The following is a 12,227-nucleotide window of genomic DNA, read 5'->3' as shown; positions in this document are numbered from 1 at the left end:
GCCCGACGCAATGGGGGGAAGGGGGAAGTGTGTCTGAACGACGGAAAGTGGTTAAAAAGTAGCCGATGTAAGTCGAGCCAGTAGGTGTTTAGTGATGTTACAGCCTGAGTGCGGTACTGGCTGAGGTACTATGAGAAATCCGGGCTAGGAGAAGCCGAAGATCAACTGCGCGACAACGCCAGACGAAGCGGTCTGTCACTTGACGATGTAAGCATCTTGGACGTTTCACCCGGCAAGGCTGGTGATGCCAGTAATACCTATAACTTGCTGGAGAGCTGGGACGTTGAAGGCAACAGCATCAACGACAGGATTATCGACCATGTTCATAAGCACAGGCCTAAACGCATCCTGATCGATTCGCTCAGCCAGATGCGTTACATGTCTGCCGATACTTTTCAGTTTCGCAAGCAGGTTGTGTCGTTGTTGCGCACGCTGACCAGCGAAGGGGCAACGGTCATGTTTACCTCGGAAGAAAGCACCGACGAGGACGACAAGGCCCTCCCCTTCTTAAGCGACGGGGTGATAAACCTTGAGCCCACAGAATACGGGCGGCTTTGCCAGATCACCAAACTGCGCGGTTCAGACTTCGAAGAAGGCTCGCACTTCTACATGCTTGGCAAGGGCGGCATGACACTTTTCCCACGCCTGATGCCCAATCACTTTTTCCGTGCTACCGCACACACTCAGATCAGTTCAGGCCTCTCAGAGCTAGACGCACTCACCCATGGCGGTATCGAGCGCGGCACGGTGACCCTGCTGTCTGGACCTACCGGTGTGGGAAAAACCACGCTAGGCACGCAACTGATGAACCAGGCCGCGACTAGCGGTGAGCGGGCCGTGATTTACAATTTCGATGAGAACGCATCCACTTTTTTCACCCGCTGCCAGCAAATAGGGTGGCCAATTGAGGACATGATTGAAAAGGGTAACCTGCGCTTCGAAGCCATCGAGCCCTTGCACTATCATCCCGACCAATTCTCCGCAAGTGTCCGCAACGAGGTCGAGGAAGCCGGTACGACCATGGTCATGATCGACAGCTTATCAGGGTACCAGCAGTCGATGTGCGGCGAGAACTTACAGGCTCGCGTTCACGCATTGTGCCGCTATCTGGTCAACATGGGCGTAACCGTAGTGCTTGTTAACGAGCTCTTTACGATTACCGGCACGCAGGCTCGCGTGACGGAATATGGCCTAAGCTATGTCGCCGACAACATCTTCATGCTTCGCTACATCGAGCTGGACGGCGAACTGCGCAAAACAATCGGTGTACTCAAGAAGCGGACCGGCAGCTTCGAAAAAGCTCTACGCGAGTTTGATATCACCCAGGACGGGCTTCAGGTCGGTCGGCCGTTACATGGCATGCGTGGTCTGATGAGTGGCGTACCGGAAATCGTTCAACCCAATCAAAGTAGTGGCATTACGTGACGGCTCGCGAACACAAACTCCAAGACAAGCCCATCATGGGCATCGCCCTGGCGAATAGGGCCAATGCCGACCTCCTCAAGCGAATGCTTGAACAGGACTTTTATATGCAGGATGTCGTCGGTGATGAAAGCAACGAACTGGCGTTGGGCAGCGATTTGCTCGTCGCAGATACGGCATCACTGCAGTATTACCATAAAAAGATACTACATCTGCGAAGCCAGGCAGCTCCGATAAAACTGCCTGTACTGCTGGTCGCCGACAGCCGAACTCAAATCCCGCCGAGAGTAACCGCCGAGTTGGGCCATAGTGTCGATGACATCCTGCGCATTCCAACCACTAAGGCAGAGCTTTCAGCACGTATCAACAACCTGCTTCGCCTCCGTACCCTGTCGCAGGAACAGGAACTTAATCGCCAACAGCTAGCAGGCGTTGTCAGTGCACTACGAACCTTGAACGCCTGCGACAGTGTCGTGGTCCGCGCCAAGAGCGAAGATGAGATGCTCAGCTCGTTGTGCCAGACAATCGTCGAGGAAGAAAACTACGACCTAGCGTGGGTAGGTTTTGCCATCGACCAGGCTGACAAGCCCATTGAGGTTCATGCTAGTGCCGGGCCAGCCACCGCCTTTCTTTCTGAGCTTAAGCTCGGCTGGGGCCAGGACCTCAAGGGGTCAGGAACGGTCGGCCAAACACTACGTTCGGGTAAGACCATTGTCGTCAACGACATCGCCCATGAACCTTCTCTAACTCGCCTCAGGGAGCGTGCTCGCCTTCACGGCCTTGCCTCAGCCATCACTCTGCCGTTGATTTTCGAGTCTGGCCCCCCAGGCTGTTTGGCTATCTACTCCCGGACCTTGGGGTATTTCGGTCAAGAGGAACGCCAATTGCTAGAGCGGCTTGCTGACAACCTGTTGTTCGGCCTGAAGGCTTTACGCACCCTGCGCGAAAGCGAACATCAAACTGCCAAAATCCATTACCTAGCCTACACCGATGCATTGACCGGCCTGCCCAATCGGCGCCACCTCATCCATTCGTTGGATGGGATGCTGGGCACCCCTGAGCACACCGATACCTGCGGTGCAGTGCTGTTTATTGATCTTGATCGCTTCAAGCTGATCAACGACGCTTTGGGCCATGAAGTTGGTGACCGTGTCCTCATTCAAATTGGACAACGTCTGAAAAGGGCAGTACGCAATGACGACCAGGTAATTCGCCAGGGCGGCGACGAATTTATCGTCTTGATGAATCATGACCCTCGCCAAGGGGGTAATGCGACACATGAACAGCTCGTCTCCAATGCTGTCGCACTGGCCAATCGGATTATCGCTCACCTGGAAGAACCTCTAACGACGGGCGACTGCACCCACCATGTCAGCGCCAGTATTGGGATCAGTTTATATCCTAAACATGGGCAGAATGCCGCTGTGTTGATTGAAAATGCCGACAAGGCCATGTTCGAGGCCAAGCGCCTAGGTGGTAAACGTTACTTAATCTTTTCAGAAGACCTCTCAACCAGCCGCCAGCAGCGCTTTACCATGGAATCTCGCCTGCGCGAAGCGCTGGAGAACGAGGCGTTCGAACTTCATTATCAGCCAATATTTGAGCTTGACAGTTGCCGAATTGTCGCTGTCGAAGCGCTGGTTCGCTGGCCGCAGGCAGATGGCAAGACCTTAATGCCCGGCGCGTTCATGCCGGTGGTCGAAGAAACCGGAATGATCAAGCCTCTCGGTGACTGGGTACTGGAAACTGCTGCTCGCCAGTTAAAGGTTTGGCATGATCTAGGTTACAGCCTGGATATGGCCGTCAACGTCAGCCTTAACCAACTGCATTCCGGCTGTAACGCGGAGAATTTTGCTGCCCTGGTGAGGCCGCATGTCGATCCCCGATGGATACACCTGGAAGTCACCGAAAACGCCCTGATGAACGACCCAGAAGCTATTGAGATGCTACTGGACGAGCTTCATGCACAAGGCTTTCAGCTCGCCATCGATGACTTCGGCACTGGTTATTCCTCTCTAAGCCGACTCCAACATCTGTCAATTCAGTCCCTGAAAATCGATAGAAGCTTCATAAGCGAGCTGGGTCGACCGGATAGCAAGGGGGCGGCACTCGTGGCGATCATTCAGCAGATGGCTTCCAGCCTGAATCTGCACACCATTGCCGAGGGCATCGAGACCGATGAACAACGCCGATTATTGCTGGAAACAACCGGTACCAACATCTGGGGCCAGGGATTCTGGTTTAGCCGCGCGCTTCCCGCTCACGAGCTGGAGAAGCGTCTTAAAGATCAGCAATAAGCTTTTAAGTCTGGGCATTAATAACAGAGGGTCATTTTCGGAAACCTGGCGGTCTCAATGAGCAAGTGCCAACGTCCTCCCATCGCTCAAAGTGGTTCATCGTAGCTAGTGTAGGATTGGGAAGGATCCACCTAATACACAACCAAGCACAAAAAGAAGACGCCGCAGACCAAGGAATCCCCATTTCTGGACAGGACCACCATGCCCTACAGCAATAGCCTACCCCCGGTCGAGAAGAACGACGGCGTCGATCTATCAACCCTCTGGGAAGAATAAGGTTTTGGTGGATCAGAAGAGAACGTCAACCACTTAATCCGGATAACCAAAATTAAATGTTCATTCCAGTCCTGACCGGTATGCACACGGCCTGGGGCATATGAATTTTTTAGCAGCATCCCGGTCAAAGCGAGACTAGGTAAAATAGCATTCTATTCAAGGAGAAAACCAAAAATGAAATTATCATCAGCATGCTATGCCAGCATGTTGCTTTTCGCTGGAGGGCTGACAGGCAGCGCCACGGCGTCAGAAAAGTCAACCTATGGCTGGGTGGAAACGGCAACTTTTGAGCCCTGGGGTACCGAAGTCAAGGTAAAGCTGGACACCGGTGCACTTACCTCCTCAATGCAGGCTGAAGAGATCGAGACATTCGAACGTGACGGAGTGGACTGGGTGCGTTTCACAGTCGAAATCGAAGACGAAGAGACTGATGAGGTAGTATCACGCAGCTTCGAACGTGCGGTGTTTCGTAACCTATTAGTCACCGGTGCTGGTGGGGAGGATCATCGGTCCGTGGTGCTGATGACGATCTGCATGGGCCAGACCCTTCATGAGGAGCAGTTCAGCCTAGAGGATCGCGATGACATGAATTATCCGGTACTGCTCGGGCGACGCACTATTCAGAGCTTGGGAGAAGTCGATGTCACCCAAACTTTCTTGCATGACCCTAATTGCGATAAAGATAGCCAACTGATTCGGCATTCTGACCATGACTACGACGAAGACATCGGCATCTAATGGGCCTGATGGTAAGACGCACACACACCTCTCAAAAGGAAAACAGGAGGTTCGCATGAAGAAGTGGATCATGATGGCAGCCGCAAATTGGCTGCGTAAGCCAGAAAACCAACAGAAAGCCAAATCCGCCTGGAGCAAGTTTCGCAATCGCAATTCTGGCAAACGGACACCGCAACAAAAACAGGGCAATTCTGGCAACACAACAGAACAGCGTCCTGGAGAAAACCTTGATGATCGACTTTAAACGTTCAGGCAGTAAGCTTTATTTACGGCTAAAGCGCGATCAACTTGCAGTTTATTAGTCATAAAGCCCCACCGGTTGATGATGACTGGCGAGGCTTTCTGATGTTTGACCGTTTTAGCAGGTAGCTTAAGCCGATAGCACGGTATTGGCTAGACAAACATTGTAGGCCACCAACCCGACCAGCAATACGCTGGCCTCGATGCGATTGATGCGACCCTGACGCCCACGAAAGCCGTAGCCCATGACAAACAGCGCCACGATCATGGCCATCATCACCGGCCAGTCCCGCAACATGATGTCCAATGATAGCGTTTCCATCGGCGCTATGACACCAGCGATGCCCACTACCGCTAGCAAGTTGAACATGCAAGAACCTACGACGTTACCGATGGCGATGTCGTGCTCACCCTTGCGAACCGCGGCAATCGATGATGCCAGTTCGGGCAGCGAGGTGCCGAGGGCCACGATAGTCAGCCCGATGATGAGGTCGCTTACACCCAGGGCACTCGCCACGGAAACAGCGCCCCAGACTAGCATCCGCGAGCTCAGCAGCAGCAGTGCCAGGCCAACGACAAGCCACAAGATGGCCCGTCCCAGAGTCATAGCAGCATGTGAGGAGAGCTCTTGCTCGGTCTCTGCGGCCAACGGATCATCCTTGCCACGCATCGCCGTCCAGATTGTCCAACCCATCAAGCCGAAGAAGCCAGCCAGCAGAAGCAGCGATTCGAGTCGACCAAGTACGCCATTCCAGAACAGCACGCCGGCTAACACGCCAAACAGAAAAAGCAGCGGAAGCTCACGACGGATGATCGTCGAATGTACCGCCATCGGCACGATCAGTGCCGACACCCCGATGATCAAGCCAACGTTATAGATATTGGATCCCAGTGCGTTGCCGAGTGCTAGATCAGGATTGCCATCCAAGGCCGCCATTATAGAGACAAGGATTTCCGGTGCCGAGGTCCCGAAGCCAACGATCACCATGCCAATGACCAGTGACGGGAGCCCAAGGTGCGCGGCCACCGCTGCGGCTCCTTCAATGAAGCGGTCGGCGCTCCACAGGAGCAAGACAAACCCTAGGATGATGGCAAGAATGGGTAAGAACAAAGCGTTTCCTCAATGGTGAAAAATAGTGCTGTTAATGGCCCACCAGCTGCCAATGTCTTCGCCCTGATCATAATCAGAGTATCAGAAAGGACAAAAGCAACATTGCTGCTAGCGCAAAACAATGAATTGGTGGGACTCAAAAGCTATAAATTCATGGCTTGCGAGCCGGTGTCAGGAAACGCGAAGCAAGGTATAGGGCGCCTCACAGGCGTGTCGTTCGTCTCGTTCGTCGACGCTGCCTAGCCCCAGGTGTCGGTCGTTGTCATAGGCGACAAAAAGCCGCTCATGATCGAGCACCGCGAGGCCCTCTGCTTTGTGCTCGAACTCAAGTGCGTCGCCCTCGGGGGAGGTGACCAGTGTGGGGCGCTTCCCGGCATGAAGATCCTCAAGGCTGATCACCCAGAGGTAACCGCCGATATGGGGGCCCTCCTGCTCGGTCTCGAAGCTGTTCACCAGGTAGAGTCGGCCATGATAGGGGTCATACTCCAGGCTAGAGAGGCCACATTCAAAACGCACGCTCTCATGTTCGCCCGGATCGAAGGTGTAGATCTCACGCATCTCGTCGATCAATACCAGGTTGCCCCGATCACTGATCTCGTAGTGGGCACCTACCACGCGGCTAACATAGGCAAAATCATCATGGGCCTGCCCCTGTTCACGGATCCCAAATAGCAACAGGCCATCGCCGCGTTCACCAGGAATCGTCGCTAAGCCTTCGATCTTATAATAGGGAAAACCAATGGCATGATCGAGCTTGTTGCGCAGTTCCAGGGAGCCTTCTACGCCATCCCGGGGATCGGGGTCGACGACCTGCACCTTGTCGGGTTCCCCTAATGGCCAAATCAACAGGTGGTTGTAGGCGTTGAGGTCATGACTGACATCGTCGATCCGATCGAAGCCCGTGGTGGCCAGTACATAGCGGGCATCCGTGGTGAGAGCGAAGTCTTCATACTTGACGGCCTGCTTGATCAGCGGTGTCGTGAAGTAATCAAGCTCGCTGTCATCGGGGCCCTGTGATGTCATGGGCAAAGCAAAAACAGCCGAGCGTTCTTCACCGGGGATTGGTTTGTCGCTGGCCAGGATGAGCCGCTTACCGTCATATAGCACGGCGGACACCTCTGCATTGACCAGCTTGCCCTGCTCATCGCGAAGCCCAGCGGGAAAGCAGTGGATGGTGCCCTGCTGAAGAATGGACGCTTGTGTCATGGATGATTCACTCTCTTTGGTGGAGCCAGCAATGCACAATAATCAGTGCACTTAACGGCTGAGATGGACGATAAAATATAGTGCCAACATCTTGCGCATTTTTTACATCGTTTCGCAACGGGAATGGAGTAGACCTCGGCATTACCGCTTGGTCTAAACATTATGTCATTGAAGCAATTGATTTTGATGCTGCAGGCTTCAACATCAGGGGGCTGGTGGCAGGCTAGGCACCCAGTCAAGTACCCCGAAGGTCTCAGCGCCAATCCAGAAAAGAAAAACCACATAAATCACCAGCAGAGCGACACACTCCCGACGCGACAGAGTCATTCGCGTTCGCATCATCAGAAAAAGCACCACCGTGGCGGCGGTGAGCGCCGCCATCATGGGGGCCGCGATGGAAAAGTTGATAGCGGCGGCGCCCGCTATCAAGACACCGGCGGGAATGCACACCAGTAAATCGAAGGTGTTACTGCCGAGTACATTGGCAATACTGGTAATGCCTCGTCCATGGCGTGCGGCACGGATCGAGACGAAGGCATCCGGGATTGAGGTGCCTGCCGCCACCACGGTTATCCCCCACAGAAAGCTCGGGGTACCGAAGATATCGCCGAAGTTGATGGCGGCCCGTACCAGCCCCTCCACGCCGATCAAGATCACTACCAACGAGAGTGCCAGTACTCCCCACTCCCGAGCAGGGTGGATATCGCGAGTGTCCTGATCACCCTCGTGGTCGAGAGTATCTTGATACTGAACAAACAGGTAGAGACCATAGAGAACCACTGGAAGCAGTGCGAGAGGACGCGTCAACTCGCCGCGAATGGCGCCGTCGGTACTGGGTAGTGGCTGGTAAATAATCGCGAAAGAAAAGGTGAGAGTTAGCACCGCCACCGCGATCATGTAGAAGTGCGCTTCTTTGTAGACCAGGTCACGGTTGACCTGAAGCGGCTCGCGGCTAACCAATCCTGATAGAGCGGGAATTACCAATATGTTAAACAGCGCTGAACCGACAATCGCGGCCACGCCGAGTTCGAACTCACCATGTACCAGGGTTGAGATCACCGTGGTCGAGAGTTCGGGAAAGCTCGATCCCACTGCGACCACAACCGCACCTTGAACAATGTCGGGAAGCCGATAATAGGCCGCCAACTGCTCACTGGAGCGCTCTAACAAGCCGCTACCGCGCCACACGATCGCAGTAGCCACCACTGCCACCAACGTCCAGATCAGCACATCAGGCATGGATACCCACTGTGGCTTAATGCTCCACAAATAACGAAAAGACTCATGCCCGACTTACCCAGCGATGTATGAAAAGGGGAAAACTCCTTCACAATCGCTCCTTGATCCACTTATCCCGCCGTATCAACTGTAGCTACCCTGAACATAACCAGGTAGCTGAACTATTCTATAATGCCTAATACAAAGCTAACTGGAGTGTAAACATGATCATAGGAAATGCAATTCATGCTGAAAGTGATTCCATTGCAGAACAGTCCCAGCAGCGTTTATGCAAAGAACACATTGTCCCGAGTGTTGCATAAACCAATCCCCACATCGGGCCAAAAATCAAACCGGTGACCTCAAACAGAATGCTCAGCGGAAACGTAATCAAAAGTGCGGCCATATAGACGGCCCTTACCAGTAACATGTACACGACGAAACTGAACCGCACCCCGAAGATTGGACTCTCATCCCAAACTTCGGGGGCGTTCCATTAGCGGATTGTACCGTCATTCTCCTTTGTCATCGCCCAACTTCACAGCCACGAAATAAGCGCGCCCATCGCGGTTGAGCAGTACAGGCACAACTTGGTCATCAGGTAGCCGGGTCAGCATCTCATTTAGCTGCTCAGAACTATTCACGGGTTGCTTATCTAAGCTCATTAAGACATCCCCGGGGCGTATGCCCTCATCGGCAGCAACCCCTCTCGGGTCTACTTCGACGATATGTACGCCGTGTTCAACGCCAAACTGACGTTTCTCTGTGTCACTTAACGGCTGAACAGCAATTCCCAAGCGAGCAGGCTCACCACCGGACTCGCCGCGATCGGCATTCGGCCACTCGGCCACTTCTATTGTGGCCGTCTCTTGCTTACCGTTACGCAACAAGGAAAGCGAGACGTCTTCGCCGGGTGCTATCTGACCGATGAGGCGCAGTAAGGTGGTCGAGTGATCCACGTCTTGGCCGTTAACTTCAAGAATAACGTCTCCTGCCTGCAGGCCGTTATCAGCGGCAGGGCCACTCGCGTCCAGGGCAGCAATCAGAGCCCCTTCGGCTTGTTCCATCCCAAAAGATTCAGCCAAGTCTTTTGTCATTGGTTGAATGCTGACCCCCAGCCAACCACGGTTCACATACCCTTTTTTGCGTAGCTGAGTGGCGACATCCATTGCCACATTGATAGGGATCGCAAAAGATAAGCCCATGTAACCCCCATTGCGGGTGACAATCTGAGAGTTAATACCCACGACATCACCATTGAGATTGAACAACGGTCCCCCCGAGTTGCCAGGGTTAATGGCTACATCGGTTTGGATAAAGGGAACATAAACATCTTGGGGCAACGTCCGATTGATGGCACTGACAATTCCTGACGTGACAGAGTGATCAAAGCCGAAGGGAGAGCCAATCGCGGCCACCCACTGTCCCACTTCAAGGTTGGAGGACTCACTGAGCTCCAAAGTAGGTAGGTTGTCAGCCTCAACCTTAAGAACTGCCACATCGGTCTTTTCATCAGCCCCAACCAGCTCAGCTTTAAGTTCGCGGCGATCATTGAGGCGCACCAGAATCTCGTCGGCCCCCTTGACCACATGCGTATTGGTCATGATGTAGCCATTCTCATGGAAGATGAATCCGGAACCGAGTGAATAACGTATTTCCTGATCCCGTTGAGGACTACTGCCTGGAGGCACGGGAAAGCGATCGCCAAAGAAGTGTCGAAATACCTCAGGGACTTCCTGCCCACCAAATGGTCGAGAGGCTGTGACGTTGTCAACTTGACGAGTCGTGGAGATATTAACCACTGCGGGGGCAGCTTTATCGACCAATGCGGTGAAATCTGGGAGCGCTGAATCAGCGATGGCGGGCGTTATGGTCATCAACAGCAGCGATAAGCTCACTAGCCAAGAGAGCGGGTTGGTTTTAAGGATCACGTTGCCTCCTTCTTTGACGCCTGTGAAGTGTAACAGCGTCACTAATACTCCACTGTTTTTACAAAGTTCCAGCTACGCCAGTCAGGAGTGTTAAAAATGACGCTAGGCGATCGGCAATGTGTTGATAAACCAGCCACTACAACCTAGCAACGCAATCAGCTAGGCCTATCTACATTGGTTTGATAGGCCAGCGGTTGGTGCCCTATTGAAGCATGGTCGCATGGTTATGAATGCCTCGACCATTTGATTTGAAACTCGATCTCTTCTTCATCATCCGAACCTTCGTGTTCAATGTTGAACTGGGCGCGCACCGGTAAATAGATGCGCTCTCCATCTATCTGGATATCGAAACGATCTCCGTTCTCAATAGAATCGGCGAGACGCCTCAGCTTGGCCACGAAGTCATCCTTAGGATATCCTTTCTCTACGTTTCTCGTTCAGGCTTGATGCTCATAGATGTATTCCTTTTGTATAGATAAAATTCAGGCGTGGCAGCTTAATGGAGTCTTTGTTTCTACATATATCAAAATTGCGGCTCATTTTTCCGGTTTTCCTTCAGGAAAGGCCACATCGAAGCCACGCCCATCGAGCTGTCGAACGTCGCTGGGACGTCCCTGATCATCGAGTTCCACCAGCCCGATGCCACTGCCGTTCCAGAGTCGCTCGCCCGATTTAGCCCGGTCTGGGTCCCGTGGAGTGATTTCCATGCGCCGACGCTTGGTGAACCAGTTAAGTGGCGAGCGCGGCGCATAGAGCCAGCGGTTGGCACGGTCGAACCAATCGAGCAAGGTGTTGGGGAAGGCATTCTTAATCCCGCTGGAGGTGATCTGCCAGAGCTTGGAGCCCTCACGACGATGACGGATGCGGACGTCGTAGGCGAAGGAATAGTGTACGTCGCCAGAGAGAATGACGTAATGCCCCGGAGTGCGGGAATGGCGAAAGATGTTGAGCATCACGCTGGCCGCCCCGCGATGGGCCATCCAGTTCTCGGCGTCCACCAGCAGTGGCTTGCCGGCCAGGGTGAAGAGTTTCTGTATTACTTCAATCAGCTTAACGCCGAACATCGGTGCCGGCGAGACGATCACCACGGAGGGGGCGTCGAGAACCTGCTGCTGCAGTTCTGAAAGGGCCTCCCAGTCCATCAGGCCAGATGGCCACTTCGGATTGCGTTCGCTCCGCCAGCGCCGGGTGCGAGTATCCAGCATGATCAGCTTCGGCGTCCCGTCGACCTGCACTTCCCAGCCCTGGAAACGCTGCAACTGTTCAATCACGGCATCATGATCCTCTTCGTGCAGCCAGCCATCCCGGGCAGCCGCAGCTTCCAGTAATTTGGCGACAGCATCCAGCGGCTCAGCTAGTCGGTTCGGATCATTGCCCCAGCCTTGACAAAGCAGATAGGCCAACAGAGCGTTACCGATGATCCGCCGCGAGAAGGGATGGCCATAGGCCGTGCGCTCCCAATCGGCGGAGAGGTTCCAGTCATCGGTGATATCGTGATCATCGAAGATCATTAGCGAGGGCACATGTGCCAGCAGACGGGCCCCAGCCGGGAGTCCCTGAACAAAATGATCAATAACCGCCTGTTGTCGTTGGAACAATGTCGCCATTTCCTCGTTCAGCGCCGGTTGGGCTACCTCGACCAAACGCCGAGTTAAGCTCAGTTCTTGTGTATGGAGGGCAGTAGAGAGGGTGGCGTATCCTGTTGATTGATCTCGCCAGATCACAACCAACATAGGACGGATACGCCATGAGCAATTCTACTCTCCAAGCCGTGACGCAGCCAGACAC

Annotated in this window: 8 protein-coding genes and 3 pseudogenes; 5 read left to right on the top strand and 6 right to left on the bottom strand. The window is 53.8% G+C overall.

The annotated features are described in order from the left end of the window. Positions 1-108: 108 nt before the first annotated feature. The 5 genes and pseudogenes from B7L15_RS18975 (at position 109) to B7L15_RS18960 (ending at position 4,977) form a co-directional block, all read left to right on the top strand. Positions 109-1,425 carry an ATPase domain-containing protein gene (locus B7L15_RS18975; RefSeq protein WP_085920453.1) on the top strand — a complete coding sequence of 439 codons (1,317 nt, stop codon included), beginning with the start codon at positions 109-111 and terminating at the stop codon, positions 1,423-1,425. Next, the gene (locus tag B7L15_RS18970) at positions 1,422-3,719 is read left to right on the top strand and encodes a putative bifunctional diguanylate cyclase/phosphodiesterase (RefSeq protein ID WP_085920452.1); all 2,298 of its coding nucleotides are present in this window, start codon (positions 1,422-1,424) and stop codon (positions 3,717-3,719) included. The genes B7L15_RS18975 and B7L15_RS18970 overlap by 4 nt, the downstream gene beginning before the upstream one ends. Positions 3,720-3,854: 135 nt before the next feature. Beyond that, positions 3,855-3,995 (top strand): annotated as a pseudogene (locus tag B7L15_RS20120) (ISL3 family transposase); the annotation flags it as partial. Between the two features lie 174 nt (positions 3,996-4,169). Continuing rightward, the gene (gene rloA3, locus B7L15_RS18965; protein WP_085920451.1) at positions 4,170-4,733 is read left to right on the top strand and encodes a retropepsin-like aspartic peptidase RloA3; all 564 of its coding nucleotides are present in this window, start codon (positions 4,170-4,172) and stop codon (positions 4,731-4,733) included. A gap of 55 nt (positions 4,734-4,788) precedes the next feature. Then, complete coding sequence (locus tag B7L15_RS18960) at positions 4,789-4,977, top strand: hypothetical protein (RefSeq protein WP_085920450.1); 189 nt, start codon at positions 4,789-4,791, stop codon at positions 4,975-4,977. 126 nt (positions 4,978-5,103) lie between these two features. Here the strand turns inward: B7L15_RS18960 and B7L15_RS18955 are convergent, their stop codons facing one another. From B7L15_RS18955 to B7L15_RS18930, 6 genes and pseudogenes are all read right to left on the bottom strand, one after another. Then, the gene (locus B7L15_RS18955) at positions 5,104-6,084 is read right to left on the bottom strand and encodes a calcium/sodium antiporter (RefSeq protein ID WP_085920449.1); all 981 of its coding nucleotides are present in this window, start codon (positions 6,082-6,084) and stop codon (positions 5,104-5,106) included. 171 nt (positions 6,085-6,255) lie between these two features. Then, a complete protein-coding gene (locus B7L15_RS18950; protein ID WP_085920448.1) occupies positions 6,256-7,290 on the bottom strand; it encodes a hypothetical protein in 1,035 nt (344 codons plus the stop codon). Positions 7,291-7,494: 204 nt separating this feature from the next. Continuing rightward, complete coding sequence (locus B7L15_RS18945) at positions 7,495-8,529, bottom strand: sodium:calcium antiporter (RefSeq protein ID WP_085920447.1); 1,035 nt, start codon at positions 8,527-8,529, stop codon at positions 7,495-7,497. A gap of 491 nt (positions 8,530-9,020) precedes the next feature. Next, a complete protein-coding gene (locus B7L15_RS18940) occupies positions 9,021-10,385 on the bottom strand; it encodes a DegQ family serine endoprotease (RefSeq protein ID WP_085920454.1) in 1,365 nt (454 codons plus the stop codon). Positions 10,386-10,663: 278 nt separating this feature from the next. Next, positions 10,664-10,852 (bottom strand): annotated as a pseudogene (locus tag B7L15_RS18935) (amphi-Trp domain-containing protein); the annotation flags it as partial. Between the two features lie 123 nt (positions 10,853-10,975). After that, positions 10,976-12,067: pseudogene (locus tag B7L15_RS18930) on the bottom strand (alkaline phosphatase D family protein); the annotation flags it as partial. Positions 12,068-12,227 lie beyond the last annotated feature (160 nt).

The sequence above is a fragment of the Halomonas sp. CSM-2 genome (genome assembly GCF_002119345.1).
GTDB classification, from domain to species: Bacteria; Pseudomonadota; Gammaproteobacteria; order Pseudomonadales; family Halomonadaceae; genus Vreelandella; species Vreelandella janggokensis.
Note: the sequence above shows the minus strand (reverse complement) of the source record. Positions and strands in the feature narration are given on the sequence as shown.